This is a genomic window from Arthrobacter sp. E44 (genome assembly GCF_041877125.1).
In the GTDB taxonomy this organism is placed as follows: domain Bacteria; phylum Actinomycetota; class Actinomycetes; order Actinomycetales; family Micrococcaceae; genus Arthrobacter.
In genome coordinates, this window is the sequence record NZ_JBHDJA010000003.1 from 132,783 (window position 1) to 159,168 (window position 26,386).

The following is a 26,386-nucleotide window of genomic DNA, read 5'->3' on the forward strand; positions in this document are numbered from 1 at the left end:
ACGGCTTGCTAGGGAACCGGGTTCCGCGCATCGTACTTCCGGAAGCCCGGCTGCAGCTTCGCCGCCAGCCACGCCCCCGCGATGCACAGCCCGCCTCCCAGCAGCAGGACCCAGCCCTCACTCAAAATCTTAGTCGCGCCACCTGCCAGCAGATCGCCGATCCGCGGACCGCCGGCGACCACCACGATGAACACGCCCTGGAGCCGACCCCGCAGATGGTCGGGGGCTGCGGCCTGGAGGATGGTGTTGCGGAAGACGCTGCTGATAGAGTCCGCGATGCCGGCCAGGGCGCAGCAGACGGCGGCGGGCAGCAGCCACACGGTCACAGCACCGTCGGGCGCGGGCCCGGCGAGCAGCACCACCGCGCCGAACGCTCCAATGGAGGCGCCCCAGCCCATGACGGAAACGACGACGGCGGTCCCCTGGCTGCGCACGCTGCCCAGCGGCCCGGAGAACAGACCGGCCAGGAAGGCCCCGACGGCGGTGCACGCCAGCAGGATGCCCACGGTCGCCTCCCCGCCTCCGATCATCAGCGCCGCGACAGCCGGAAGCAGCGCCCGCGGCTGGGCGAGGATCATGGCCACGAGGTCGATGATGAAGGTCATGCGGAGGTTGGGGCGGGTGCCCAGGAACCGGAAACCCTCGATGACGGAGCGGATTCCCGGCCTGCCGCCGGCTCCGGCGGGCGCCATGGGCGGAAGCCGGTACACCGCCCAGAGGACGAAGGCGAAGCTGGCGAAGTCGATGGTGTAGGTCCAGCCGAATCCCAGCCAGGCCACCAGCACGCCGGCCAGCAGGGGTCCGGCGGTCATGGCCAGGCCCATGGACAGCATGCTCAGGGCGTTGGCCGCGGGCAGGAGTTCCTTGCGGATGAGCATGGGGATGATGGCGCTGCGGGCCGGCTGGTTGATCGCCTGGGCCCCGCTTTGCAGTGCCACCAGCAGGTACAGTACCCAGACGTTTCCCAGATGCAGCCAGGCCTGGAGCGCGATCAGGCCGGTGGTCAGCCACAGCACGGCGGAGGCCAGCAGGGCGATCCGGCGGCGGTCGTGGGCGTCGGCGATGGAGCCGCCCATCAGGCCGCCTATCACCAGGGGAACCAGTGCAAAGATGCCCAGCAGGCCCACGTAAAAGCTGTCCTGGGTCAGCCGGTACACCTCCAGGCTCACGGCCACCAAGGTCAGCTGGCTGCCGACGGCGGACACTGCGGATCCCAGCCAGAGCCGGCGGAATGCGGGGCTTTCCTTGAGCGGCGTGACATCGGCAAGTAATTTCCCCACCCCGTAACACTAGCGGGACGCGGGGAGAGGTTAGCCGAGCCTTATTGTGAGTTGCTCAAAATAAGTGCTTCAATGGAGCCATGACGGAGCACTTTGATGGCCAGGAAGCATGGGCTGCAGCCCTGCGCGCCCATGGCCGCAGGGTGACCAAGCAGCGGCTCGCTGTACTCGCCGCCGTCGAACGCCACCCGCATTCCCCTGCCGAAAGCATCCTTGCCGCCGCCCGCGCCGAGCTCCCCGAACTGACGGCCCAGTCCGTCTATGTGGTCCTCGGCGACCTGACGGACCTGCACATGCTGCGCCGTTTTGAGCCGCCGCACTCCCCCGCCCTGTACGAAACGCGTGTGGGCGACAACCACCACCACGCCATCTGCATCAGCTGCGGGCGCGTGGAGGACGTGGACTGCGCCGTCGGCCACGCCCCGTGCCTCACCCCGCACTGGAACCCGGACGCCAAGCCGATGACTATCCAGATCGCCGACGTCATGTACCAGGGCATCTGCCAGGAGTGCCAGCAGGCCCAGCAACTTCCTCCCCACAGTCCCTCGCAAGAAAAAGAGAAATAGGAGAACAATGACTGCCGTTTCCACAACCCAGTCAGGCGCGCCGGTTACGTCCGACGCACACTCGAAGTCAGTTGGTGCCGATGGTGCCATCATCCTGACTGACCACTACCTGGTGGAGAAGCTTGCCCAGTTCAACCGTGAGCGGGTTCCGGAGCGCGTAGTGCACGCCAAGGGCGGCGGTGCATTCGGCACGTTCAAGACCACCGAGGACATCTCCAAGTACACCAAGGCTGCATTCCTGCAGCCGGGCGTCGAGACCGAGATGCTGATCCGCTTCTCCTCCGTTGCCGGCGAGAACGGCTCCCCGGACACCTGGCGCGACCCCCGCGGCTTCGCCGTGAAGTTCTACACCAGCGAGGGCAACTACGACCTCGTGGGCAACAACACCCCCGTCTTCTTCATCCGCGACGGCATCAAGTTCCCGGACTTCATCCACTCGCAGAAGCGCCTCCCGGGCACCCACCTGCGCGACGCCGACATGCAGTGGGATTTCTGGACCCTGTCCCCCGAGTCCGCACACCAGGTCACCTGGCTGATGGGTGACCGCGGCCTGCCCGCTTCCTGGCGTGAAATGCAGGGCTACGGCTCGCACACCTACCAGTGGATCAACGCGGAGGGCGAGCGTTTCTGGGTCAAGTACCACTTCAAGTCCAACCAGGGCGTGAACTCCATGAGCTCCGAGCAGGCCGAACAGCTTGCCGGCTCCGACGCGGACTTCTACATCCGCGACCTGTCCGAGAACATCGAAGCCGGCAACTTCCCCTCCTGGGACCTGCACGTCCAGGTCATGCCCTACGAGGACGCCAAGAGCTACCGCTTCAACCCGTTCGACCTGACCAAGGTGTGGCCGCACGCGGACTACCCGCTGATCAAGGTGGGCACCATGGAGCTGAACCGGAACCCGGAGAACTACTTCGCGCAGATCGAACAGGCCACCTTCGCGCCGTCGAACTTCGTGCCGGGCATCGCCGCTTCCCCGGACAAGATGCTGCAGGCCCGCATCTTCTCCTACGCGGACGCACACCGCTACCGCGTGGGCACCAACCACGCGCAGATCCCGGTGAACCAGCCCAAGAACCAGGTCAACAACTACAGCCAGGACGGCCAGGGACGCTTCCTGTTCAACGCTCCCTCCGTTCCGGTCTACGCGCCCAACACCTTCGGTGGTCCGGCTGCAGTTGAGCCGCAGAACACCGCCGGCGGCTGGGAGAACGACGGCGAGCTGACCCTCGCCGCGCACTCCCTCCACGCAGAGGACGGCGACTTCGTCCAGGCCGGCGCGCTGTACCGCGAGGTCTACAACGAAGCCGAAAAGGCCCGCTTCCTGGAGACGATCACCGGCGCAGTAGGCGGCGTCAAGCGTTCCGACATCAAGGAACGCGCCATCCAGTACTGGACCAACGTCGACGCCGAACTGGGCGCCAAGCTGCGCGCTAACCTCGGCGCCGGGGCTGCCCCGTCGGCTCCGGCCTCGGATGCAGAGTCCGCCAACAAGATCGGCTGACCAGGCTTCCTGCAGGCTTAACCGAAAGACCACCCCGCCACGGGTTCCGTGGCGGGGTGGTCTTTTTGCACATACGGTCCTGGTCCCCTGGCCTGCCCCGGGCGGCCCTCCTAGGCTCCGTTCATGAACACATTTGCAGGCATTCCTACGGAAGCCTTCCGTTTCTATGCGGAGCTGGAAGAGAACAATAACCGCGATTGGTGGCTTGGCCACAAGGACGTGTACGACGCCGCGGTCAAGGAGCCACTGGAAGCACTTTTGGCGGTCCTGGAGCCGGAGTTTGGTCCGGCCAGGCTGTTCCGCCCCTACCGGGACGTCCGCTTTTCCCAGGACAAGTCACCCTACAAGACTGCCCAGGGCGCCTTCGCCACCCGGCAGGAAGGGGTGGGTTACTACCTGCAGGTCAGCGCCGACGGGCTGCTGGTAGGAGGGGGCTATCGCTCCCACACCCCCGCCCAGCTGGCCAGGTTCCGGGCGGCAGCGGACGCCCCGGGGAGTGGCGCCGCCCTGGAGGAGATCGTGGATGCGGTGGCGGCCGCCGGCTTTCTCATTGAAGGCGAGAAGCTCAAGACGGTGCCCCGCGGTTTCGGCCGGGACCACCCACGGGCGGAGCTTCTCAAGCACAAGACCTTGTATACGGGAGTGGACCTGGGCCAGCCGGAGTGGCTTTCCACGGAAGCCGCCACGGACGAGATTGCCGCCAGGTGGCGGCAGCTGCGGCCGCTGGTCGAGTGGGTGGGGAAGTACGCGGCGCCCTGAACTTGCAAAGTTGCAGGCTGGAAAAGCAACTGCCCGCCCGGCACAGGCCGGGCGGGCAGTTGGACAGCTGGTGATGCGCCGGCCGTCGGGCGGATTCGAGGGCCGTCAGGTGCGGCTCAGCTCGTCCTCGTCATCAGCTTCAGCGGCCGCGAGGGCAGCGGTGCTGGAAATGCCATTGACCGCCGCGTTGGCTTCGGCGAAGCGCTCGTTGAGCCGCGAGTGGCGCTGGCCGTAGGCGAAGTAGATCGCCAGGCCCAGGACCAGCCAGAACGCGAAGAAGATCCAGGTCTCCACGGCCAGGTTGGTCATCAGGTACAGGCAGAGCAGGGCTGAGACCACCGGGAGCACCTTGCCGAACGGGACGCGGAAGGCGGGCTTCAGGTCCGGGCGCTTCTTGCGCAGCACCAGGATGCCCAGGCTGACCACCACGAACGCGGACAGCGTGCCGATGTTGATCATTTCCTCGAGCAGGTCCACGTTGGTGAGGCCTGCCACCAGGGCAACCGCGGTGCCGCAGATGATCTGGAGGCGGACCGGCGTGGCGCGCTTGTCGCTGGTCTTGGACAGTGCCCGCGGCAGGAGGCCATCGCGGCTCATGGCCAGCACCACGCGGGACAGGCCCATGAGGAGCACCATGATCACGGTGGTCAGGCCCACCAGGGAACCGAAGGCGATGACCTTGGCGGCAGAGGTGTCGCCCACGGCTTCGAACGCGGTGGTGAGGGTGGGGCTCTTGGCTTCGGCCAGCTGCGTGTAGGACACCATGCCGGTCAGGGCCAGGGAGACCAGGATGTAGAGCAGCGTCACCAGGGCCAGGCCGCCGAAGATGCCGCGGGGCAGGGTCTTCTGCGGGTTCTTCACTTCCTCGGCGGAGGTGGCCACCACATCGAAGCCGATGAAGGCGAAGAACACCAGGGCGGCGCCGGCAAAGATGCCCGCGGTGCCGTACTGGGCAGGGGCAGCGCCCGTCAGGAAGCCGAAGAACGACTGCTTCAGGACGTCCGCCGCACCGGTGCCCGCAGTGGGCTCGGCAGCGGGAACGAACGGGGCGTAGTTTTCGAACTTCACGTAGGTGAAGCCCACCACGATCACGAACAGCACCACGGCGATCTTGATCAGCGTGAAGATGTTGCCCACCCGAGCGGAGAGCTTAGTGCCCAGCACCAGCAGCACGGTGAAGATGGCAACGATCAGGAAAGCGCCCCAGTAGAGGTCCACGCCGCCCAGCGAGATGGCCGGGGGAATGTCCAGGCCGGTGAGGGCAAACACCTTGCTGAGGTAGATGCCCCAGTATTTGGCGATCACGGCCGCGGCCGTGAACAGCTCCAGGATCAGGTTCCAACCGATGATCCAGGCAAGAAGTTCGCCCATCGTGGCGTAGGTGAAGACATAGGCCGAACCCGCCACGGGGATGGCGGTGGCGAACTCGGCGTAGCACATGATGGCCAGCGCGCAGGTGACGGCCGCGATGGCGAAGGAGAGCGTCACGGCGGGACCGGCAAAGTTTGCGGCGGCCTTGGCGCCGACCGAGAAGATACCGGCGCCAACAGCAACGGCGACGCCCATGATCATGAGGTCCCAGGTGCTGAGGGAACGCTTAAGCTTGCGTCCGGGCTCATCGGCGTCGGCGATCGACTGCTCGATGGATTTTGTCCGCAGAAGGTTCATAAGGGGTCACAATCCTGGTTTGTGATGGAAACAGACCTATCAACGATAGTGTCCATCCACTGGACGGTCCCAATCGTCCCGAATAGTGAGACGCCCTAATGACCGAATAATGTTCCGCCAACGCACTGGGGGCCCTCCCAAAGGAGAGCCCCAGTGGCGGCGGATCGAACTTCTAGGCGGGCCAGTCCATCAGCGTGGACCGGATCAGGAAACGTTTACCCTCAGGGGCTTCAACGGAAAAGCCGCTCCCCCTGCCTGGCACAACATCGACGCTGAGGTGGGTGTGGCTCCAGTAGTTGAACTGTTCGCGCGACATCCAGAACTCAAGCGGTTGGGGCTGCAGCCCGTCGGACAGGTCGAACAGTCCCAGGAGGATGTCGGACTCCCCTGTGATGAAGTCACCTGCCGGGTAGCACATGGGAGCGGACCCGTCGCAGCAGCCGCCGGACTGATGGAACATGAGCGGGCCATGCCGGTCCCACAGCATGCGCAGCAGGTCCACGGCCGCGGGCGTGAGCGCCACCCGGGAAAAGTCTTCCCCGGGCAGCGTCACGGCGGCATCGAGCCTGGTCGAAGCCATGGCCTAGAAGAAGCCCAGCTTGTTTTCGTCGTAGCTGACCAGCAGGTTCTTGGTCTGCTGGTAGTGGTCGAGCATCATCGCGTGGTTCTCGCGCCCGATGCCCGAGGACTTGTAGCCGCCGAACGCCGCGCCTGCCGGGTAGGCGTGGTAGTTGTTCACCCAGACGCGTCCGGCCTGGATCTCGCGGCCTGCGCGGTAGGCCACGTTGCCGTTGCGGGACCACACTCCGGCGCCGAGGCCGTAGAGCGTGTCATTGGCGATGCCCATGGCGTCGTTGTAGTCGCTGAATTTCGTCACGGCCACCACCGGGCCGAAGATCTCCTCCTGGAAGATCCGCATGCGGTTGTGGCCCTCGAACACGGTGGGCTGGACGTAGAAGCCGCCGGCCAGGTCGCCCGGCAGCTCGGCACGGGCACCGCCGGTGAGGATCTTGGCGCCTTCCTGCTTTCCGATGTCGATGTAGGACAGGATCTTCTCCAGCTGGTCGTTGGACGCCTGCGCACCCACCTGGGTTTCGGTGTCCAACGGGTTGCCCTGGATCATCTTTTCCACCCGGGCCACGGCGTCCGCCATGAAGGACTCGTAGATGTCCTCCTGGACCAGCGCACGTGACGGGCAGGTGCACACTTCGCCCTGGTTGAACGCAAACAGGGCGAAGCCTTCCTGGGCCTTGTCGTAGAAGGCGTCGTTTTCCTGGGCTACGTCGTTGAAGAAGATGTTGGGGCTCTTGCCGCCCAGTTCCAGCGTGACGGGGATGAGGTTCTGGCTGGCGTACTGGCTGATGAGACGCCCCGTGGTGGTCTCGCCGGTGAAGGCGATCTTCCGGATCCGGGAACTGGACGCCAGCGGCTTGCCGGCTTCGACGCCGAAGCCGTTGACCACGTTAAGCACACCGGCCGGCAGCAGGTCCGCAATGAGCTCCATCAGCACAAGGATGGACGACGGCGTCTGCTCCGCGGGCTTGAGCACCACGGTGTTGCCGGCGGCGAGCGCGGGCGCAAGCTTCCAGACGGCCATCAGGATGGGGAAGTTCCAGGGGATGATCTGGCCCACCACGCCGAGCGGCTCGTGGAAGTGGTAGGCGGTGGTGTTGTCATCCAGCTGCGAGAGGCTGCCCTCCTGCGCCCGGACGGCGGAGGCGAAGTAGCGGAAGTGGTCCGCGGCCAGCGGCAGGTCCGCGTTGAGCGTTTCCCGGATGGGTTTGCCGTTGTCCCAGGTTTCCGCGACGGCCAGCATCTCGAGGTTTTCGTCGATGCGGTCGGCGATCTTGTTCAGGATGGCGGCCCGTTCCGCCACGGAGGTCTTGCCCCAGGAAGGTGCGGCCTTGTGGGCAGCGTCCAGGGCCAGTTCAATGTCCTCGGCCGTGCCGCGGGCCACCTGGCAATATGCCTTGCCTGTTACCGGGGTGATGTTGTCGAAGTACTGGCCCTTCACCGGGGCCACCCATTCGCCGCCAATCCAGTTCTCGTACCGGTCCTTGAAGGTGACCTTCGAACCGTCGGTTCCCGGCTGTGCGTAAACGGTCATGTGCTTAGCTCCTTTGCTGTGCAGAAGGCTGGCCCACCAGGGCGCCCGCCGATGGACCCAGCGTAGGAGGGGAAAGGTTGCAGCAAGGTTGCACGGGTGGGTTGCGGATCACAACCGCGGGCTGAGCTTGTCGGAACCTGGTGTCCACAAGCTCAACCACCTACTGGCTGTCAGGCACGGAGCTCGGCTTCCAGCCGTTCCAGGTCGGCGACGACGGCGGCGCGCTTGGGTGAGCGCGGCGGCAGGAGGCGAAGCGCAGCCCGGCGGATACCGACGTCGTCCCTTGCTTCGGGCAGCGCGGCGAACTTGAGCAGGGACTCGGCGCTGCCGTCCGTGAGGACAGCTTCCCGGAGCAGGGACGAGACCCTGTTCCTCAAGTCCACAATGCCGGGCGCTTCTGAGCGCGGAAGCACCTCGCCACGGTAGATCGCCAGGGCAATCCGGTGCGCACCGCGCTGCAGGCAGCTGAGCACCTGGCCCGTGTCCGGCACCAGGTCCAGCGGGAGCCGGTACGGGCGTGAGCCGGGAACGGCCTCCGGGCTCAGCTCCTGGAGGATCTTCCGGAGGCGGACCATCTCGGCCCTGAGCGTAATGGTGGAACCCTCCCCTGGATACAGCAGCGAGCCGAGTTCCTCGGCGCTGAGCCCTTCCGGGTGTGTGCTGAGCAGGGCAAGGATCTCGCTGTGCCGGGCGGACAGGGAAACCGTCCGGCCGGCCAGGCTGAGCAGCGCCTGGTCGCGGCCCAGCAGTTGGAGGCTGTTGCGGTAGAGGCTGCCTTCCTTGGCACCTGGGGCCTGCCTGCTTCCGGAAGCCGTCGGCCGCCGTCGTACGGCCTTCCTGGCCAGCTCCGCGGCATGCTGCAGGCGCTCCACCCGCAGCTGCGCCTGGGCGGCGGCCACCGTGGCCTCCACCAGCGAGAGCGTGTGCGGGGCCACCGCGGTGTCCGTGCCGGTGATGTCCACGACGCCGAGCAGGGCGCCGGAGTCGGGGTCATGGAAGGGGACGGCGGTGCAGCTCCAGGGATGCACGGCGCGCTGGTAGTGCTCCGCTCCGGCGATCTGGATCCCCCTGCCCAGGGCAAGGGCGGTGCCGGGCGCGCTGGTGCCGACGCTTGCCTCGGACCAGTCGGCGCCGGGAACGAACATCATGCCTTCGGCGCGGCGCTGGAGGGTGGGGTCGCCGTCCACCCACAGCAGCCTTCCCACCTCGTCGCCCACGGCCACCAGGAGGCCGCTGTCATGGCTCGGCTGGACCAGGAGTTTGTTGATGACCGGCATGATGGCGGCCAAGGGGTGCTGCCGGCGGTAGTCGTCCAGCTCGTCCCAATCGAAGGCCAAGCGGGCGGCCACGTTGTCAGGATTGGCCTTGAAGCGTGCGGACCGCTGCCAGGACTCGCGGATGAGTTTGCGCAGGCCCGGAATTTCGGGCGTGGCGTCGCCCCGGCCCGGATGCTGTGGAGCCAGGTCAGCCAGGCGCTCATGTCCCGCCAGCGCGGCGCGCTGGAGCGGTTCAGGGTGGAGCAGGTTCGTCATCGAACTCCCGGTCCAGAGTTTTGTCCAGCGCTTGAGGCTGGAGGTGGCCAAGCCAGCATAGCCGCACCAGAACTGCGTGTCATGGGTGCCGGTGTACTGGGTGTATCCGGACCAGATCCCTCAGCGCCTCCGCTCCCGCCGCCGCGACCCCCGGTCAGCTGCGGGAGATGCGGATCATGTCCTCACGCGGCACAACCTTGATGCGTTCGCGCACCACGTGGTTCAGTTCCTCCGGGCCGGTCCAGGCTGCGCCCAGGCCTGCCTCGTGCGCATCGAGCTTGTTCCACCCTTCCCAGGTGGTGTATTCGATGCCGCGTTCCTCAAGAAGATCGATGATGGCCTGCGGATCGGGATTTTTCGCCGCGGGCAGGTTCAGACGGTCCTCCAGGAGGAAGCCGATGGTCTCCAGCGCGTCACCCTTGGTGTGCCCGATCAGCCCCACGGGACCGCGCTTGATCCAGCCCGTGGTGTAAACGCCGGGAACGGGGTTGCCGTCGGCGTCCAGGACGCGCCCGCCCTCGTTGGGGATGACGCCGCGCTTGGCGTCATACTCCAGTTCGTCCAGGGCCGAGCCGTGGTAGCCGATGGCACGGTAGACGGCCTGGACGGGGTACTCGACGTACTCCCCCGTCCCCTTGGCGTTCCCTGTCCCGTCCAGCTGCATGCGCTCAAACTTGATGCCGCCCACCTTGCCCGTGCCGTCGTCGAGCACTTCAACGGGGTTGTGCAGGAAGTGCAGGTGCAGCCGGCGGGAGGAGGGGTTCTCGGACTCCGCATGCTCCTCCACCAGCCAGTTGGTGAGGGTGTTCACCATGGTCTTCACCTGGTTGTTGGTGCGGATGGCCTCGTCCGAGGCCTCGTCGAACTCGAAGTCCTCCGGGTACAGGACGATGTCGACGTCGTTCATGTGGCTGAGCTCGCGCAGCTCCAGCGGGGTGAACTTGACCTGCGCGGGGCCGCGCCGGCCGAAGACGTGGACGTCGGTGACGGGCGAGGCCTTCAAACCGGCATAGACGTTGTCCGGGATCTCGGTGCTGAGCAGCTCCTCGGGGTGCTTGACCAGCATGCGGGCAACGTCCAAGGCCACGTTTCCGTTGCCGATGACGGCGATTTCCCTGGCCTCCAGCGGCCACTCGCGGGGGACGTCGGGGTGGCCGTCGTACCAGGAAACAAAGTCCGCACCGCCGAAGGAACCCTGCAGATTAACGCCCGGAATGTCCAGGTCCGCATCCTTGACGGCACCCGTGGAGAAGATGACGGCGTCGTAGAAGGCGCGGAAATCGTGCAGCGTAAGGTCCCGGCCGTAGGTGACGTTCCCCAGGAAGCGGATGTCGCCACGGTCCAGGACCTTGTGCAGTGCGTTCACGATGCCCTTGATGCGGGGGTGGTCCGGGGCCACACCGTACCTGATCAGGCCGTAAGGCGCCGGGTAGGCCTCAAAAAGGTCGATGCTGACCTGGAAGTCGCCGTCCTTCACGCCGCTGGACTTCGTGAGGATGTCCGCAGCGTAGACTCCTGCCGGTCCCGCGCCGATGATGGCAACGCGGAGGGGACGGTTGGACGGGGTTTCGCTGTGGTTGGACACCGGGAGCCCTTCTGACTGGTCCTGCTCATGATCCATGAGGGTGCGCAGCACGGTGCAGCGCACAGTCCCCCATTCTAGTTGGCGGCCAGCGGCACAACCTTGCCTTCGCGGTACAGCAGCGCGCGCAGTTCGGCTTCCGCGGAGTCCGGCCGTTTCGGGTCGATGGTTTCACCGTCGTGGTAGTGGTCCACCACCCGGGGATCCACGTAGCTCTTCCGCGCGATGGACGGGGTGTTGCCCAGCGTCTGCGCGGCGTCATACATGGCCCGGCTGATGGCCCGCTTCCGCTTGGCGGCAGTGCGCTGGACACCGGTGCGGGCCAGGCTTTCCGCTGCTGCCACCGTTCCGCGCAGGGTCCGGAAGTCCTTGGCCGTAAAGTCGGAGCCGGTGCGCTCCTTTACGTAGGCGTTGATGTCGGCGCTTGTGACCGGGCGCCACACCCTGCCCTCCTTGTAGGCCAGGAGCCGGGCGTTGGGACCGCGCCGCTTGAGCAGGCGCAGCAGGACGGCGAGGTCCGGATCGCGGATTTCCGACTCCCAGTCCTTGCCGCTTTTGGCCGGGAAGCGCAGTATGATCCGGTCTTTTCGCACCTGGACATGGGCGCACAGCAGGGTGGCAAGGCCGCGGCTGCCATTCTCGTTCGTGTACCGCTCAGACCCCACCCGCAGTGACCCGCTGTCCAGCATCCGGAAGGCGCCGGCCAGGACGCGTTCGCGGGTGAAGCCGTCGCTGCGCAGGTCCATGGTGACGCGCCGCCGGGCTGCGGGAAGCGATTCGGCCAACTGGAGCGACCGGTCGAACTTCACCCTGTCCTTACGCTCGCGCCACTCCGGATGGTAGATGTACTGGCGGCGGCCCACCCCGTCCACCCCGGTGGCCTGGATGTGGCCGTTCTCAAACGGGGCGATCCAGACGTCGGTCCATGCCGGCGGGATGCCGATGCTTTCCAGCCGGTCGCGGATCGGGCCGGGTGGAAGCGTGGAGCCGTCCAGGTCACGGTAACTGAACCCCTTGCCGGCGGCCACCCTGCGGTAGCCACGGCCCGAGGCATTGCTGCGCCGGAGCCTCATGGGGCGGGCTTCGGCAAAGGCGCACATGTCATGAAAGCAAGCCTACTGACTATTTTCCGGATTGCCGCCTGCCTGCTGGAATACCCGCCCGCCGGATGCTGTTATTGAGAGCGTGCCCATGCCAGAAGGAACCTCGCCAGTCACGCCCGTCGCCGCCCCGGAAGCCGCCGCTCCGCCCGCCGCAAAATCCCCAGCAGGTGCCCCGGCACCTGCGGGCCCCGTGCCCGTTGGCAAGGACACGACGGCGGGGATGCTGTTCGGCATCGGCGCGTACGTTTTGTGGGGGCTGCTCCCCCTGTACTTCTTCATCCTTATGCCGGCGGGGGCCGTCGAAATCGTCGCCAACCGCGTGGTCTGGTCGCTGCTGTTCTGCGCGCTCCTGATCACGGTCACCAGGACGTGGCGGGTGCTTGCCGCGGCCCTGAAGGACCGGGTGGTCTTTGGCTCCCTGGCGCTGGCGGCGTTCCTGATCGCCATCAACTGGCTGACCTATACGTACGGGGTGACTACGGGGCAGGCCGTGGAAACATCCCTGGGGTACTTCATCAACCCGCTCGTCTCGGTGCTGCTGGGCGTGCTGGTCCTGAAGGAAAAGCTGCGGCCGCTCCAGTGGACCGCGGTGGCCGTCGGCTTCGTGGCCGTGGGCGTCCTGACCTACTCCTACGGAAAGCTGCCCTGGATCGCCCTCACCCTGGCGTTCAGCTTTGGCCTGTACGGCTTCGTGAAGAACCGGGTGGGCTCGAAAGTGGACGCCATCACCAGCCTCAGCGTGGAGACCATGGTGCTCGCCCCGCTGGCTGCCGTGGCCATGGTGGTCCTTGCTGCCAGCGGAAGCTCGACGCTGACCACCCAAGGCGCGGGGCACTTCTGGCTGTTGCTGGCGTCCGGCGTGATCACTGCCGTTCCGCTGCTGTTCTTCGGCGCCTCCGCGCGCCGGCTGCCCATGACCACCATCGGGCTGCTCCAGTACTTCGCCCCCGTCCTGCAGTTCCTGGTGGCCTTGCTCGTGTTCCGTGAAACCATGACCGTTGAGCGCTGGATCGGGTTCGGGGTGGTGTGGCTGGCCCTGGTGCTGCTGACCCTGGACATGCTCCGGGCGGCGCGCCGCAACTCGCTGGCCCGCAGGGCGCTTCGCCAGGCCTCCTGATCCTGAATTAACCAAAGAGAAGGTGGGCCCGCGACTGCGGGCCCACCTTCCTTGCGTTGCCGGAGGGAGTCGTTCCGGCTATGCGTTGGCCTTGATGGCGGCGGCGAGGACTTCCAGGCCGTCTGCCAGCAGGTCATCGGTGATGACGAGCGGCGGCAGCAGGCGGATGACGTTGCCGTAGGTGCCGCACGTGAGGATGATGACGCCTTCCTTGAGGCAGGCGGCTGCAACAGCCTTGGTCAGTTCCGGGTTCGGCTCCTTGGAGCCGGCCTGGACCAGTTCGACGGCGAGCATGGCGCCGCGGCCACGGATGTCACCGATCACGTCGGTTCCGGCACCGGCCAGTTCAGCCTGCAGGTCGCGAAGCCGGCCGAGGGCCAGTTCCTCGATGTGGCGGGCACGGCCGTTCAGGTTGTATTCCTCCATGGAGCCGATGGCGGCCAGCGCAGCGGCACACGCCACCGGGTTGCCGCCGTAGGTGCCGCCCAGGCCGCCCGGGTGGACGGCATCCAGCAGGTCGGCGCGGCCGGTGATGGCGGACAAGGGCATGCCGCCGGCGATTCCCTTGGCCATGGTCAGGATGTCCGGGACAACGCCCTCGTGGTTGACGGCGAACCATTCGCCGGTGCGGCAGAAGCCGGACTGGACTTCGTCGGCGATGAAGACGATGCCCTTCTCCTTTGCCCAGGCGGCCAGCGCCGGGAGGAAGCCTTCGGCCGGGACGATGAAGCCGCCCTCGCCCTGGATGGGTTCGATGATGATGGCGGCAACCTGGTCGCCGCCGATCTGCTTCTCGATCATGGTGATGGCGCGCTTGGCGGCCTCGGCACCGGTGATGGCTGGGTTTTCCTCGCGGTACGGGTAGCTCATCGGCATCCGGTAGACCTCGGGGGCGAACGGGCCGAAGTTGGTCTTGTACGGCATGGCCTTGGCGGTCAGCGCCATGGTCAGGTTGGTGCGGCCGTGGTAGGCATGGTCAAAGGCGACGACGGCGTCCCGGCCGGTTGCCAGGCGGGCCACCTTAACGGCGTTTTCCACGGCCTCGGCGCCGGAGTTGAACAGGACGGTGCGCTTCTCGTGGTCGCCCGGCGTGAGGCGGTTCAGCTGCTCGGCGACGGCCACGTAGCCTTCGTACGGGGTGACCATGAAGCAGGTGTGGGTGAAGTGCTCCACGGCTTCCTTGACCGCGCCGACCACGGCGGGGTCGGAGGCGCCCACGCTGGTCACGGCGATGCCTGAGCCGAGGTCGATGAACGAGTTGCCGTCGACGTCCTGGATGATGCCGCCGTCGGCGTCGGCCACGTAGACCGGAACGCTGGAAGCGACGCCGGCGGCAACCACGGACTTACGCCGTTCGGTCAGTGCCACGGACTTGGGGCCGGGAAAGTCGGCCTGGACGCGGCGCTTCTGCTCCAGGCGGTAAGTGATGTCTGCTGCGGTGGTGGTCATGGGGTTACTTTCAGTGCTGGTGGTGGGAAATCAGGCGTCGAGGGCGGACATGACGTGCTTGATGCGCGTGTAGTCCTCCACGCCGTACATGGAGAGGTCCTTGCCGTAGCCGGACTGCTTGAAGCCGCCGTGCGGCATTTCGGCGGTGAGCAGGATGTGGGTGTTGATCCAGACGGCGCCGAAGTCCAGGTCGCGGCTGAGCCTCATGGCGGTGCCGTGGTTGGTGGTCCAGACGCTGGAGGCCAGGGCGTAGTCGACGTCGTTGGCCATGGCCACGGCTTCTTCCTCAGTGCTGAACTTCTGGACGGTGATAACGGGGCCGAATGTTTCCTTCTGCACCACCTCGTCGGTCTGCTTGGCGCCGGTGATGATGGTGGGCTCGAAGAAGAAGCCCTTCTCCCCCGCACGGTGCCCCCCGGTCTCGATCCTGCAGTTGGCGGGCAGGTTCTCCACCACGGAGGTGACGGCGTTGAAGTGGTTGACGTTGTTCAGCGGCCCGAAGTAGTTGTCTTCGTCGTTTTGCGAGCCGGTGTGCAGGGTCCTGGTGTGTTCCACCATGGCTGCCACAACGTCGTCGTGCACGGATTCCTCCACCAGCACGCGGGTAATGGCGGTGCAGTCCTGTCCGGCATTGAAAAAGGCGAACTCGGCGATGGCCGCTGCGCTCTTCTTGATGTCGGCGTCCTTGAAGACAATGGCCGGCGCCTTGCCGCCCAGCTCCAGGTGGGCGCGCTTGAGGCCCTTCGCGGCGCCGGACGCGACAGCGATGCCGGCCCGGACCGAGCCGGTGATGGACACCAGGCCGGGGACCTTGTGTTCCACCATCATGGCCCCGGTTTCGCCGGTGCCGAGCACCACGTTCAGCACGCCGGCGGGCAGGATCTCCCCGGCGAGCCGGGCCAGCACCAGGGTGGATTCGGGGGTGGTGTCGGAAGGCTTGAGGACCACCGTGTTACCGGCCGCGAGCGCGGGACCGATCTTCCAGATGGCCATCAGGAACGGGTAGTTCCACGGGGCGACCTGGGCCACCACGCCGATGGGTTCGCGCCGGACGTAGGAGGTGTGGCCCTCGAAGTACTCGCCGGCGGACTTGCCCTCCAGGATGCGGGCGGCCCCGGCGAAGAAGCGCAGCTGGTCGGCGCCGGCAGCCACTTCCTCGGAGGCAATGAGCGAGCGGACCTGGCCGGTGTTGCGGTGTTGGGCCTCGACCAGTTCGTCGCTGTTGGCCTCGATGGCGTCCGCGAGCTTGAGCAGCATGAGCTGGCGCTGGCCCGGGGTGACGTGCTTCCAGGTCCTGAAGGCGTCCTTGGCGGCCGCCATGGCGGCGTCCACATCCGACTGCACCGACACGGGAGCCTGCGCCACCACTTCGCCGTTGGCGGGGTTGACCACGTCCAGCAGGGTGGTGCCGGCGGGGGTAACGAACTTCCCGTTAATGAAGTTCTGCAAGGTTTGAACCACGGTGTGCAACCTCTTTCGTAAGGGCCATCCGCGGCCGGGCGGAGACCAGGACGGATGGATGGAACTGCATTGAGCCTATGCCAGCGCCCAAGCCGGGTGAATAGCCACCTGCACACCCTTGCCAAAGGTGTTTAGTGCGGTTGCCCAGCTCACGTTTATCCTTGCTTCATGGCCATTTCCCTTGCTGCCCTGGTGGGCGTGACCTCCTTGAAGCTGTCCAAGGCGGGCGTGGCGGAGACTACCTGGAACCAGGACATCAACTGGGTGGCGGTGACCGAACTGGAGGATCCGCAGCGGTTCCTCAACGGCGGGGAGCTGGTCCTCACCACGGGCCTGCGGCTTCGCTCGGCGCCCGAGCAGCGCCGCTTTGTCCGCCAGGTGCAGCGCGCCGGAGCGGTGGGCATCGGCTTCGGCGTAGGGCTGTCGCACGAGGCTGTGCCGCCGGCCCTCCTGGCGGAGGCCAACCGGTGGGGGTTGCCCGTGGTCGAGGTGCCATACGAGACGCCCTTCATCGCCATCACCAAGCTGGTGGCCGATGCCCAGTCCGCCGACCACTACGCCAAGCTGGAACGGCTGATCGCCGGGCACCAGGTTCTGGCCCGCGCGCTGCTGACCGGCGGCGGGCTCGCGGAGCTGCTGAAGAACCTGGGCGGCATGCTGCGCACCGACATCGCGCTCACCCAGTTCACGGCCCAGCTCTACAACAGCAGCAGCAGCACCCACCCGTCGGCGGACACCTGGTCCAGCTACCCCGTGCCCACCGGCCGGCGCGACGCCTGCACCCTGTGGGTGCGACAGCCCTTCGATGACACCGGCATCATCGGCTACGCGCAGAACCTGATCAGCGTGGAGCTGAACAACATGGTCAAGCAGCGGCAGGCACAGCGCGCCCTGTGCGGCCAGGTGCTCGAGGACGTGATCCACGGGGCGCTGGAGACCAGCGAGGCGCAGCGCAGGCTGGCAGGCGTGGGCGTGAACAGCACCCGCAAGAACGTGGTGCTGCTGGCCGTTTCGGCCGCCCACGGCAAGGCTCTAGGGAGCACCTCGGTGCCGCAGGAGCTGGAGAAGGCTGTTGCCGCCGTCGTGGGCAAGGACCTCGTGCTGGTAATCAATGACGACGGCGGGACGGCACCTGCGCTGGCCCGGAAACTCAGCGACCACCTCGCCGAGGCCGGAATCCACGCCACGATCGGCATCGGTGGGGCGTACACCAAGCCAAACGGACTCCGCTGGAGCTACTTCGAGGCGCGCGACGCCGCCAGTCACGGCCTGCCGGTCAACGAGCCCGAGCGGCTGAGCCTGACGTCCCTGCTGCTGGCCAGCGAGGACGTGCCACTGGCGGACATGGCACACGAGTCATTGAACCCCTTGCGTGCCTTCGATGCGGCGCACGGCTCGGAGCTGGTGGCCACGTTGGAGAGCTACCTGAACAACAACGGGTCCGTAGCAGCAGTCGCGGAAGAGCTCACGCTGCACCGCAACACCGTCCGGTACCGGCTGGCCCAGATCACCGAGCTCACCGGCTACGACCCGGCCATCACCGCGGACCGGGTGCAGTTGTGGCTCGCCCTGGCCGTGGCCCGGTTGTCGGCGCGGCAGGGCAAGTAGCCGCCGCTTACAGCCTCAGATGACGCCGTGGCCCAGCAGGTCGCGCGACTTCTTCCACGCCTTCCGGGACCCGGCCTTTGCCGCCCCCATCCGTTCTTCCTGCTGGTTGAGCAGCTCGGCGTAGATGCCCGCCGTTGCCGGATCGCTGTACTCCGCGGCGATGGCGGCGAGCAGGTCGCGGGCCACCACGGCGTCCTGGAATTGGCCCAGGATCTTCTGCTGCCGGTGCGCGGCCTTGGCCACCTTGCCGGCGCGCTTTCCGTGCACCAGGGCCGCCGATTCGGCCACGTGGCGCAGCCGCTTTGCGTCCTTGCGGACGCGGTGGAGGGCAAGCTCTTCCTCCCTGCCGCGCCGGGCCCGCTTGACCGCCTTGTGTGAACGGCGCAGGCGTTTGGCGGCTTTGTCCACCGCCTTCGTGGCGGCACGGCGTCCGGGAGTCACGGCTTCGGCGCGCACGGGCGGGTTGTCCCGGAAATCCTCCAGCTTGTCCAGGAGGCGGAAGTAGCGGGTCGATCCCAAGGCTTCCCGCAGGAGCCGGTAGGCGGCGTCGTAATCACTGCCGGTGCGCTGTTCCACGGTTGCGGCGGCGATGCCCTCCCCCGGCGGCAGGCCGCCCAGTTGTTCGCGGAGCTGTTTCCCCAGCACCTCGGCGTCGCGTGGCTGGCCCAGCAGCTGGCCCAGCCATTTCAGCTCGCTCCGCAGCTTGCGCACCGGCGATGCCCGGTAGAGCCGGCTGTAGGCAGCCAGGACGGAGCGGATGCGGCGCGTCGCCGAACGCATGGCGTGCACGGCGTCCGGTTCCTCGTTCCGGACGTCGGCGTCGCTTGCGAGGATCTGGTCGATCTGCGCAGCTACATAGACGGTGACGACGGCGGCGGCCGGGGCGCGCTTTCCAGCCAAGAGGGCGGGGGCACTTCCAGGGCCGGCAGCACCGGCGGCAGGAACCTCACCGGCGGCAGCGGCCCGCTTTCCTGCCTTGGTGTCACTTCCCAGGGCGCGGGCGAGCTTTGAAGCGTGGCCGGCCGGCTGGGCGCCGGCGGCGGTGAGCAGGTCCTCCACGGGGCCGAAGAGGTCAGGATCCCCATGGACCAGTTCCAGCTCCCATTCGCGCCATTCCTGCCGTGTAGCCTCGTCGGGATGTCCGTCCTCCAGTCGCACGGCGGTGACCTGGTCGTCGGCGAGGTCGGCGAGGTGCACGCCGTCCGGCCCGTAGAGGGGGTACGTGGTGCGTCGGGTTTCCAGGCGGACCACGGGCGCCGGGACAGTCCCCCGGAGGTAGGCGTGAAGGTGCGTGAGGAGGCTGTCCGGGACGACGTCGGGCCGGCCGAGCGGCGCGTGCAGTTCCGTCCGGTGCTGGGGGCCTTCCCCGGCGGCAGCCTGCGGCGGCAGCTTCAGGTGCCACCCCGCGTCTTTGCCCCCGGTACGGCGGCGGAGCGTGATGCGGCGGCCAGCCAGGCCATGTTTGGGAGTGTCGAAGTACACCGCTTCCAGCAGGTCCGTGTGCGGCTTACCCGTGCGGGCCACCCCGGGAGCCTGCTCCAGTGCCGGCACCTCGGTGGCGGTGTCGACGTCGTACTTCTTCTCGATCTCAAGTCCCCGGGAAGCCTCCACAGCCGTCCTTCCGCGCCGCCTGGTCCATGCCAGGCCCTCCGACAGTCCGTTGGCAGTCTATTGCAGGCTTCCGCTCCGGCGAGAGGTTGGCCACAAAAGCGAAAACATCAAACGTCTAACCTTTACCGTTGAGGGTATGCCCGCCACTCCCCCTGCCTCCGCGCCCGCGGACGCCCCCGCAGTCACTCAGGCGACTCCCGCCGCCACGCCCGCCAAGACAGCCGGGACGGCACCTTCGAGGCCGCGCTCCGCCGTCGTGTTCGGGGTCATTGCGCTGGTACTGATCGGGCTGAACCTGCGCGCCGGCATCACGGGGGCGTCCGCTCTGCTGCACGACCTCCAGGCGGTGCTGGGCTACGGGGCGCTGGTGGCGGCGATCATCCCCTCCATCCCCACCCTGTGTTTCGCTGTGGCCGGCGCTGCCACCTCGTGGCTCAGCGGCAAGCTCGGCGTGGAGAAGGCCATCCTGCTGTCCCTGGCCCTGCTGGCGGGCGGGCTGCTGCTGCGCGGCATCCCCGCCACCGGCATGCTGGTGGCCGGCAGTGTGGTGGGCATGTCCGGGCTGGCCATCTGCAATGTGGCCATGCCGTCCTTCATCCGCGAGCACTTCTCCTCCCGGACCTCCCTCATGACTGCCGTCTACACGGTGACCATGACCACCGGCGGTACCCTGACCTCCGTCCTGGTGGTTCCGCTGGCACAGGCCCTGGGATCCCCGTCCGCCGCCGTCGGTGCCGTGGGCATCGCCGCTGTGGCAGCCTTCCTGGGGTTCGTGCCCGTGGCCATGCATGCCCACCGCCACGCCGTCCGGACCACCGCCCGGCACGTCTCGCCGTGGCCCCTCCTGCGGACACGCAAGGGCCAGCTCCTCACCGCCATCTTCACCCTGCAGGCCCTGCTGGCGTATGCCCTGCTGAGCTGGTTCCCCTACATGCTCACCACCATGGGCCTTGGCGCGTCGGAGAGCGGACTGATGTTCGGGCTGATGCAGCTGGTCTCCGTCCCGGCCGGGATGGTCCTGATTGCCATTGGCTCCCGGCCGGGCATGCTGCGCCCCGCGTTCTATCTGGTCAGCATCACCATGATGGTGGGGATCGCGGCGCTCCTGGTCCTCCCCGTGGGTCTGGCAGCCGTCCCCGCCGTCCTGCTGGGTTTTGGCCTGGGCATCTTCCCGCTGGTGATGGTGATGATCAGCCGCAGCGGAACCAGCACCGCCGAAACCACGGCCTTGTCCACCCTTGCCCAGTCCTCGGGTTACCTGCTGGCCACCGTGGGCCCGTTCGGCATGGGGCTGCTGCACAGCGCCACCGGTAGCTGGTCCCTGCCCCTCGTGCTGCTGCTGGGCCTGGCCCTGGTGCAGATCGTGGTGTCCCACCTGCTCACCGGGAAGGCGATGTCCGCAAAGCCAGCGGGCGCTCCCGGCACGGTTGCCCCGGATGGCGCCCGCGCGGAAGGAAAATAACGCCATGTCCTTGAGTCCTTCGGTCCGTCCGCCGCTCGCCGCTGAAGTCACGGCCAAGCTGCGGGAAATGGTGCACTCCGGCGAGTGGCCGCTAAACCAGCGGATCCCACCCGAACCCGAGCTCATGGCCAGGCTGGGTGTTTCCCGCGGCACCCTCCGCGAGGCGGTCAAGGCCCTGGCCCACGGCGGCATGTTGGAGGTGCGCCGCGGGGACGGCACCTACGTGCGTGCCACCAGCGAAATGTCCGGCGCGGCCCGCCGGATGTACCAGGACCACAGCGAACAGCACATCCTCGAGGTCAGGCTGGGCCTGGACACACAGGCTGCCCGACTGGCCGCGCGCAATGCCACGGACGACGACGTCATGGCCCTGCGTGCGCTCCTCGCCACCCGGGACCGGGCCTGGAGGAACGGGGACTTCGAGGCCTGGGCCGACGCCGACTGGCACTTCCATGAAGGCATCGCGCGGGCCTCCGGCAACCCCCTGCTGCACGAGCTCTACGCGAGCTTTGGCACCGTGTTCCATCAGGACCTGCTGACGCAGCAGCGCCGGCCGGGCTTCAACGGGCTTCCCCGGGACGGCCACGAGACCCTGCTCGATGCCATCGAACAGCGGGACGAGGATGCCGCCGTGGCCAGCGTGAACCGGAACCTGAACTCCTGCGCGGAGTGGCTGGCGGAGTAGTTGCTCTGGCTTCCCCGGTTATCCCCGGTTATCGACGCGCATGTTCCTTGGCGCGCGGAATAAATCCGGTGCGCCTTCGAATATGCGCAGCGAAAATAAACCTGCGCGTCGCCGAGGACGGTGCGTCCCGGACACGCCAGCGGCCCGGCACTCTGGTGCCGGACCGCCGTCGTACGCTTTGTGTTACTTATTAGCCTCAGTCGCCGCGCAGGCCCGCGAACACGTTCTTGGGCCGCTGCATCTCGCCGTGCTTGGCGCCCAGGATGATCACCAGCGCTGCGAAGCCCGGGATGGCCCACTGCAGAAGCTTGAGCTGCTGCTGGGCGGCCTTGAGCTCGTCCGACGCAGCGCCATGCGGCTCGGTTGCGCCTTCTGCACCTTCACCGGCCAGCTTGTCCACCTTCTTGCCCAGGATGCCCGAGTACAGGGTCACCGCAGCGCCCACCACCGTAACGGCGGTCTTGATGATGGTGTCGCGGGCCACGCCCTCCTGCTTGGCGATGCGGCCTTTGTTCTCCCAGGCAATGGCAAGGTCCGCCACCAGATGGGAGGCGAAGGCCGCGGTCTGGAACGGAGCCCACTTCATCCAGCCGGCGCTGGAAAGCCGGGTCCGCTCCGAGGGGTCCTTGGCCTGGGCCGCTGCCCCGTTGAGCCCGATGGCGCCCATCAGGGATCCACCAAACCATGCTGCTGCCGTGAGGTCGTGAACCGAACGGGCAATGAGATTTCCTGCCATGATGTGCATTCCTATCGTCGTGAACTGGTTCCGGGGTGCCGCTGCGCGGCAGACTTCACTTGCCGTGTCCCATCGAGGTATGGTGCGCTCATGGTAAGCACACTTACTAATATTACGAAAGCCCGCCCCGACTGGTGCGCACCGCGTAATATCGTCGCCATGGGAAACACAGGGACATTGTTCGGTTGGGCCTTCGGAAACCCCGCCCGCGAAAGTGACAGCGGCTACGTCGACGGACTGGAGCGCGAGGCGCTCCGCAATGCCAAGCAAACGGCAAAAGCCAAGGGCGTGGACGTTGTGGCGGGCTCTGAAGTGTTCACCGTCCTCAGCGCGGACGAATCCCTGGTGGAGCTGGACAACGCCCCCGGCCAACTGGTGGTCCGCTGTACCGTGCACGTCGAGGGACCGGGCGCAGAAAAGCTGCGGGCCGAAGGGCCCATGAACGGCTGACAGATGTCCAACGGCGAATCCACGCTTCGGCAGGCAGCGGACGTTGTCGAAGAGGCCTCCAACCACAGGGTGCTGGATGTGCTGGCCCGCGCCGGGTTTGCCGTCATGGCCCTGCTCCACGTCATCCTCGGTGCCATCGCCATCGCCATCGCTTTCGGGCATCCGGGAGAGGCCGAACCCACCGGCGCCATTGCCCAACTGGCAGACAACCCGTGGGGCCCGATCGTCATGTGGGGGTGCGTGGTGGCCTGCCTCGGCCTTGCCTTATGGCAGGCCAGTGAGGCGACCTTGCGGGCCAGGAGCCTCCCCCGCAAGGAACGGCTGGCCAAGCTGGTCTCCTCAGGGTTCCTGGCCATCGCCTACGGCAGCGTGGGCGTAACCTTCGCAGGCTTCGCGCTGGGCCAGCGCAGCGACTCGGGCGACAACACGCGCGACTTCAGCGCCAGCCTGATGGACAACCCTGTGGGGCCGTGGCTCCTGGTGGCCCTTGGCCTGACCATCCTGGGCATCGGCATCTACTTCATCGTCAAGGGGTTGCGGCGCGGCTTCAAGGAAGAACTGTTCCATTTCGAGGGCACCCGGCGCGGCAGGCTTATCGACAGCCTGGGCGTCACGGGCCACGTGGCCAAAGGCATCGCGCTGGACCTCACCGGACTGCTGTTCGTCATTGCTGCAGCCAAGCACCGGCCCGAGGAATCAACCGGGCTGGACGGCAGCCTCAAGGCGCTGCAGGACCACCCCTTCGGGCCCGCCCTGCTGGTGGCGATCGGTGCCGGGTTCATCGCCTACGGGATTTTCGCCCTGGTCCGGGCCCGGTTCGGGCGCATGTAGTCCCGGGCTTTGTGGGTAGGAAGGAAGTATGACCCAACAGCTGCGCGTAGTTTCCGCCGTCACCGGAAGTGCCGGGCAGGCCTTTGCTGCCCTTTTCCGGCTCCTCAAACTCGCGCGGCCTGACCGGCCCATCCATCCCGAGGGGATTGGCCTGGCAGGGGAACTCACCAGGACGGGGAACCCGGCCGGGCCCAGCGGCATCAGCTGGCTGGACTCCCCCGGGGCTGACCAGGTGGTGGCCCGCTTCTCGCGGTCCGTAGGCCTGCCGCAGGCGCTGCCGGACATCCTGGGCCTGGCCCTCCGGGTTTCGCCCGCGGGCTTGTCCGCCAGCGGCGATGACGCTGCCGGCGGTCCGGCTGACGTGCTGTTTGCCTCCACCAGGTGGGGCCTGCCGGGCCGGTTCCTGCTGATGCCACGGCTGGACGTCGCCGGAGCCACCATGACCACGCTCATGCCGTACCGGGGCCAGCACGGTCCCGTCCTGCTGGGGCTGCGGACGCGGAGCCTCCCTCCGGGTTCGCTGGCGTCCGGGGAGTGGGTGCTGGCGCTGCACTGGGCCACGCCGGGCGGACACTGGCGGGAGTGCGGTGAGTTGCGGCTGCATGCCGCAGCCGATCCTGCTGACATCCCGTTGCGGTTCGATCCCTTGGAGAACCAGCCGCCGGGGGCCGAGGCCTACGGATGGACCCGGCGCCTGCGGAAGCCGTCCTACCGGGCCGCACGGCGGCCCGGATCTCCCCCCGTCGTCCATGCCAAGCAACGGACGCAGCCAACGAACCCTGCCGCAACACTCCAGGAAAGCATTACCGGAACCGGAAGGAACACCATGTCCACCGTCTCGCTGCTGTTCAACGCATCCGCCGCCGACGTCTGGCGCGTCATCTCTGACGGCTGGCTCTACTCGGGCTGGGTGGTGGGCGCGTCCCGGATCAGGGACGTGGACGCCGAATGGCCGCAGCTCGGCGCCCAACTGCACCACTCGGTAGGGACCTGGCCACTGGTCATCGACGACAGCACCCGGGTCACGGCCATGCAGCCCGGCCGCTCACTGGAACTCGTTGCACGCGGCTGGCCCATGGGCGAGGCCAAGGTGGAGATCTCGCTGGAAGACCGCGGGAACCAGTGCCGGGTGACGATTGCAGAGGACGCCATCCGCGGGCCCGGCAAGCTGATGCCGAAATTCCTCCGGGACCCGTTGATTTCTGCCCGGAACCGCGAGACCCTCCGGCGGTTGGAGCTCATGGCGATCGGCGGGGCGGGGAAATAGGCGCTCGAGATAGTCGGCGCGGAATGGCGCAGCCCGGTTAATAGGCTTAAACGCAGGAGCCGCGGGACCATTGGTTCCGCGGCTCCTTGTTTTGAGGTCCTAGACCTGGGCGGCGACGCCGTCGCGGGAGATGTCAACCATGTCCCCGCGCGGGACCACCTTGATGCGCTCACGCTTGACCTCAACACCGTGCGAGCCGCCGGCCTCCGTGGCTGCAGCGCCGAGGGCGAGTTCGTGGGCATCGAGGGCCAGCCAGCCCTCCCAGCTGGTGAACTTCACGCCGCGGGCATCGAGGAGTTCGACGACGGCTTCCTCCTGGGGTGCCTGCGCCACCGGCAGGTTTTCGCGGTCTTCGAGCAGGTAGGTCACGGTCTCCAGGGCGTCGCCCTTGGTGTGGCCGATCAGGCCGACCGGTCCGCGCTTGATCCAGCCCGTGGCGTAGATACCCGGCACGTGCTGGCCGTCGGCGTCCAGGACGCGGCCGCCGTCGTTCGTGACCACGCCCTTCTTGTGGTCGAACTCAACGTCCGGCAGGGCCGAACCGAAGTAGCCGATGGCGCGGTAGACCGCCTGGACCGGGTAGTCCACGTACTCGCCGGTGCCGCGGGCGTTGCCCGTGCCGTCCAGCTCCGTGCGCTCGAACTTGATGCCGGCTACCTTGCCGGGGGTCTCGGCGTCGTCGTAGATCTCCACCGGGCTGTGCAGGAAGTGCAGGTGCAGGCGGCGGGACGCCTTGAGCTCGGAGAGGTCCTCGGGCTGCTCGGCGATCCAGTTGGTGAGGGTGCCCACCATGGTCTTGGTCTGGTTGTTGGTCTGGATCTGGCGGTCCGATTCCTCGTCGAACTCGAAGTCCTCCGGGTACAGGATGATGTCCACGTCCTTGGAGTGGGACAGCTCGCGCAGCTCCAGCGGGGTGAACTTGACCTGGGCCGGGCCGCGGCGGCCGAAGACGTGCACGTCAGTGACGGGGGAAGCCTTCAGGCCGGCGTAGACGTTGTCCGGGATTTCGGTGACCAGCAGGTCGTCGGCGTGCTTGGACAGGACACGGGCCACGTCCAGGGCCACGTTGCCGTTGCCGATGACCGCGATCTCCTTGGCCTCCAGCGGCCACTCGCGCGGCACGTCCGGGTGCCCGTCGTACCAGGACACGAAGTCGGCGCCGCCGAAGGAGCCCTCCAGCTCGACGCCGGGGATGTTCAGGTCCGCGTCCTTGATGGCGCCGGTGGCGAAGATGACGGCGTCGTAGTGCTTGCGGAGGTCCTCGATGGTGAGGTCCGTGCCGTAGTCCACGTTGCCGAAGAAGCGGATGTCGCCGCGGTCCAGCACCTTGTGCAGGGCATTCACGATGCCCTTGATGCGGGGGTGGTCCGGGGCCACGCCGTAGCGGATCAGGCCGTAGGGTGCCGGGTAGCGGTCAAAGAGGTCGATGCTGACGGTCAGCTCGCCGCTCTTGACGGCTTCGCTCTTGGTGAGGATATCGGCGGCGTAGACACCGGCCGGGCCGGAGCCCACGACGGCGACGCGCAGCGGACGCTCAGCAGATCCTACGGTGTTGCTGGATGACACGGCTGTGTTCCTTTTCTTCGTTCCGGCCCAACTGGCTCGCAG

The 26,386-nt window shown here is 67.2% G+C and carries 22 protein-coding genes; 10 read left to right on the forward strand and 12 right to left on the reverse strand.

All coding sequences use genetic code 11. The features are described from left to right. Positions 1-8: 8 nt before the first annotated feature. Positions 9-1,280, reverse strand: a complete 1,272-nt coding sequence (locus ACETK3_RS04425; RefSeq protein WP_237428697.1) for an MFS transporter — start codon at positions 1,278-1,280, stop codon at positions 9-11. Positions 1,281-1,360: 80 nt separating this feature from the next. Here ACETK3_RS04425 and ACETK3_RS04430 point away from each other — a divergent pair, with 80 nt between their 5' ends. The 3 genes from ACETK3_RS04430 (at position 1,361) to ACETK3_RS04440 (ending at position 4,109) form a co-directional block, all read left to right on the forward strand. Continuing rightward, a complete protein-coding gene (locus ACETK3_RS04430) occupies positions 1,361-1,846 on the forward strand; it encodes a Fur family transcriptional regulator (RefSeq protein ID WP_142133005.1) in 486 nt (161 codons plus the stop codon). Positions 1,847-1,853: 7 nt separating this feature from the next. Next, positions 1,854-3,350, forward strand: a complete 1,497-nt coding sequence (locus ACETK3_RS04435; RefSeq protein WP_236799193.1) for a catalase — start codon at positions 1,854-1,856, stop codon at positions 3,348-3,350. A 123-nt stretch (positions 3,351-3,473) separates the two neighbouring features. Next, positions 3,474-4,109 (forward strand): DUF2461 domain-containing protein, encoded by a 636-nt coding sequence (locus tag ACETK3_RS04440; protein ID WP_236799194.1) that lies wholly within the window; start codon positions 3,474-3,476, stop codon positions 4,107-4,109. 105 nt (positions 4,110-4,214) lie between these two features. Here the strand turns inward: ACETK3_RS04440 and ACETK3_RS04445 are convergent, their stop codons facing one another. From ACETK3_RS04445 to ACETK3_RS04470, 6 genes are all read right to left on the reverse strand, one after another. Then, on the reverse strand, positions 4,215-5,777 hold the full coding sequence (locus tag ACETK3_RS04445; RefSeq protein WP_237428699.1) for an amino acid permease: 1,563 nt from the start codon (positions 5,775-5,777) through the stop codon (positions 4,215-4,217). Positions 5,778-5,949: 172 nt separating this feature from the next. Beyond that, positions 5,950-6,357 (reverse strand): DUF779 domain-containing protein, encoded by a 408-nt coding sequence (locus tag ACETK3_RS04450; RefSeq protein WP_236799196.1) that lies wholly within the window; start codon positions 6,355-6,357, stop codon positions 5,950-5,952. Between the two features lie 3 nt (positions 6,358-6,360). Beyond that, positions 6,361-7,884: an aldehyde dehydrogenase family protein gene (locus ACETK3_RS04455; protein WP_236799197.1), complete on the reverse strand. Its 1,524-nt coding sequence runs from the start codon at positions 7,882-7,884 to the stop codon at positions 6,361-6,363. 170 nt (positions 7,885-8,054) lie between these two features. Then, a complete protein-coding gene (locus ACETK3_RS04460) occupies positions 8,055-9,416 on the reverse strand; it encodes a GAF domain-containing protein (RefSeq protein WP_237428700.1) in 1,362 nt (453 codons plus the stop codon). Between the two features lie 154 nt (positions 9,417-9,570). Further along, entirely contained in the window at positions 9,571-11,037 is a 1,467-nt protein-coding gene (locus ACETK3_RS04465; protein ID WP_373462160.1) for an FAD-dependent oxidoreductase, read from the reverse strand. 38 nt (positions 11,038-11,075) lie between these two features. Then, positions 11,076-12,071, reverse strand: a complete 996-nt coding sequence (locus tag ACETK3_RS04470; protein ID WP_236802909.1) for a DNA topoisomerase IB — start codon at positions 12,069-12,071, stop codon at positions 11,076-11,078. A 118-nt stretch (positions 12,072-12,189) separates the two neighbouring features. Here ACETK3_RS04470 and rarD point away from each other — a divergent pair, with 118 nt between their 5' ends. Further along, on the forward strand, positions 12,190-13,218 hold the full coding sequence (rarD, locus tag ACETK3_RS04475; protein WP_237428701.1) for an EamA family transporter RarD: 1,029 nt from the start codon (positions 12,190-12,192) through the stop codon (positions 13,216-13,218). A gap of 78 nt (positions 13,219-13,296) precedes the next feature. On the opposite strand, the gene gabT is transcribed toward rarD, so the two are convergent. Together gabT and ACETK3_RS04485 are read right to left on the reverse strand one after the other, a co-directional pair. After that, positions 13,297-14,667: a 4-aminobutyrate--2-oxoglutarate transaminase gene (gabT, locus tag ACETK3_RS04480; RefSeq protein ID WP_237428702.1), complete on the reverse strand. Its 1,371-nt coding sequence runs from the start codon at positions 14,665-14,667 to the stop codon at positions 13,297-13,299. Positions 14,668-14,697: 30 nt separating this feature from the next. After that, the gene (locus ACETK3_RS04485; protein ID WP_236799201.1) at positions 14,698-16,128 is read right to left on the reverse strand and encodes an aminobutyraldehyde dehydrogenase; all 1,431 of its coding nucleotides are present in this window, start codon (positions 16,126-16,128) and stop codon (positions 14,698-14,700) included. 168 nt (positions 16,129-16,296) lie between these two features. On the opposite strand from ACETK3_RS04485, the gene ACETK3_RS04490 reads away from it, so the two are divergent. Then, entirely contained in the window at positions 16,297-17,736 is a 1,440-nt protein-coding gene (locus tag ACETK3_RS04490; RefSeq protein WP_237428703.1) for a PucR family transcriptional regulator, read from the forward strand. Between the two features lie 15 nt (positions 17,737-17,751). Here ACETK3_RS04490 and ACETK3_RS04495 read toward each other — a convergent pair whose 3' ends face one another. Next, a complete protein-coding gene (locus ACETK3_RS04495; RefSeq protein WP_236799203.1) occupies positions 17,752-19,347 on the reverse strand; it encodes a CYTH and CHAD domain-containing protein in 1,596 nt (531 codons plus the stop codon). 136 nt (positions 19,348-19,483) lie between these two features. Between ACETK3_RS04495 and ACETK3_RS04500 the strand changes: the two genes are divergently transcribed. Together ACETK3_RS04500 and ACETK3_RS04505 are read left to right on the forward strand one after the other, a co-directional pair. Further along, on the forward strand, positions 19,484-20,809 hold the full coding sequence (locus ACETK3_RS04500) for a CynX/NimT family MFS transporter (protein WP_236799204.1): 1,326 nt from the start codon (positions 19,484-19,486) through the stop codon (positions 20,807-20,809). Positions 20,810-20,813: 4 nt separating this feature from the next. Further along, positions 20,814-21,494 carry a FadR/GntR family transcriptional regulator gene (locus ACETK3_RS04505; RefSeq protein WP_373992580.1) on the forward strand — a complete coding sequence of 227 codons (681 nt, stop codon included), beginning with the start codon at positions 20,814-20,816 and terminating at the stop codon, positions 21,492-21,494. A gap of 196 nt (positions 21,495-21,690) precedes the next feature. On the opposite strand, the gene ACETK3_RS04510 is transcribed toward ACETK3_RS04505, so the two are convergent. Further along, positions 21,691-22,230: a hypothetical protein gene (locus ACETK3_RS04510; RefSeq protein WP_237428705.1), complete on the reverse strand. Its 540-nt coding sequence runs from the start codon at positions 22,228-22,230 to the stop codon at positions 21,691-21,693. Between the two features lie 159 nt (positions 22,231-22,389). Here ACETK3_RS04510 and ACETK3_RS04515 point away from each other — a divergent pair, with 159 nt between their 5' ends. From ACETK3_RS04515 to ACETK3_RS04525, 3 genes are read left to right on the forward strand one after another with little or no spacing between them, the layout of a single operon-like run. Next, positions 22,390-22,680, forward strand: coding sequence for a hypothetical protein (locus ACETK3_RS04515; protein ID WP_236799207.1), 291 nt, complete (start codon positions 22,390-22,392; stop codon positions 22,678-22,680). Between the two features lie 3 nt (positions 22,681-22,683). Beyond that, positions 22,684-23,511 carry a DUF1206 domain-containing protein gene (locus ACETK3_RS04520; RefSeq protein WP_237428706.1) on the forward strand — a complete coding sequence of 276 codons (828 nt, stop codon included), beginning with the start codon at positions 22,684-22,686 and terminating at the stop codon, positions 23,509-23,511. Between the two features lie 28 nt (positions 23,512-23,539). After that, positions 23,540-24,778, forward strand: a complete 1,239-nt coding sequence (locus tag ACETK3_RS04525) for an SRPBCC family protein (RefSeq protein ID WP_373992581.1) — start codon at positions 23,540-23,542, stop codon at positions 24,776-24,778. Positions 24,779-24,877: 99 nt separating this feature from the next. Here the strand turns inward: ACETK3_RS04525 and ACETK3_RS04530 are convergent, their stop codons facing one another. Further along, a complete protein-coding gene (locus ACETK3_RS04530; protein ID WP_236799210.1) occupies positions 24,878-26,344 on the reverse strand; it encodes an FAD-dependent oxidoreductase in 1,467 nt (488 codons plus the stop codon). Between the last annotated feature and the right edge of the window lie 42 nt (positions 26,345-26,386).

Excerpts from the sequence above, each read along its gene's own strand:
- ACETK3_RS04430 (WP_142133005.1), top strand. The coding sequence starts at position 1,361 with ATGACGGAGCACTTTGATGGCCAGGAAGCATGGGCTGCAGCCCTGCGC.
- ACETK3_RS04435 (WP_236799193.1), top strand. The coding sequence starts at position 1,854 with ATGACTGCCGTTTCCACAACCCAGTCAGGCGCGCCGGTTACGTCCGAC.
- ACETK3_RS04440 (WP_236799194.1), top strand. The coding sequence starts at position 3,474 with ATGAACACATTTGCAGGCATTCCTACGGAAGCCTTCCGTTTCTATGCG.
- ACETK3_RS04445 (WP_237428699.1), bottom strand. The coding sequence starts at position 5,777 with ATGAACCTTCTGCGGACAAAATCCATCGAGCAGTCGATCGCCGACGCC.
- ACETK3_RS04450 (WP_236799196.1), bottom strand. The coding sequence starts at position 6,357 with ATGGCTTCGACCAGGCTCGATGCCGCCGTGACGCTGCCCGGGGAAGAC.
- ACETK3_RS04455 (WP_236799197.1), bottom strand. The coding sequence starts at position 7,884 with ATGACCGTTTACGCACAGCCGGGAACCGACGGTTCGAAGGTCACCTTC.
- ACETK3_RS04460 (WP_237428700.1), bottom strand. The coding sequence starts at position 9,416 with ATGACGAACCTGCTCCACCCTGAACCGCTCCAGCGCGCCGCGCTGGCG.
- ACETK3_RS04465 (WP_373462160.1), bottom strand. The coding sequence starts at position 11,037 with ATGGATCATGAGCAGGACCAGTCAGAAGGGCTCCCGGTGTCCAACCAC.
- ACETK3_RS04470 (WP_236802909.1), bottom strand. The coding sequence starts at position 12,071 with ATGAGGCTCCGGCGCAGCAATGCCTCGGGCCGTGGCTACCGCAGGGTG.
- rarD (WP_237428701.1), top strand. The coding sequence starts at position 12,190 with ATGCCAGAAGGAACCTCGCCAGTCACGCCCGTCGCCGCCCCGGAAGCC.
- gabT (WP_237428702.1), bottom strand. The coding sequence starts at position 14,667 with ATGACCACCACCGCAGCAGACATCACTTACCGCCTGGAGCAGAAGCGC.
- ACETK3_RS04490 (WP_237428703.1), top strand. The coding sequence starts at position 16,297 with ATGGCCATTTCCCTTGCTGCCCTGGTGGGCGTGACCTCCTTGAAGCTG.
- ACETK3_RS04500 (WP_236799204.1), top strand. The coding sequence starts at position 19,484 with ATGCCCGCCACTCCCCCTGCCTCCGCGCCCGCGGACGCCCCCGCAGTC.
- ACETK3_RS04505 (WP_373992580.1), top strand. The coding sequence starts at position 20,814 with ATGTCCTTGAGTCCTTCGGTCCGTCCGCCGCTCGCCGCTGAAGTCACG.
- ACETK3_RS04510 (WP_237428705.1), bottom strand. The coding sequence starts at position 22,230 with ATGGCAGGAAATCTCATTGCCCGTTCGGTTCACGACCTCACGGCAGCA.
- ACETK3_RS04515 (WP_236799207.1), top strand. The coding sequence starts at position 22,390 with ATGGGAAACACAGGGACATTGTTCGGTTGGGCCTTCGGAAACCCCGCC.
- ACETK3_RS04520 (WP_237428706.1), top strand. The coding sequence starts at position 22,684 with ATGTCCAACGGCGAATCCACGCTTCGGCAGGCAGCGGACGTTGTCGAA.
- ACETK3_RS04525 (WP_373992581.1), top strand. The coding sequence starts at position 23,540 with ATGACCCAACAGCTGCGCGTAGTTTCCGCCGTCACCGGAAGTGCCGGG.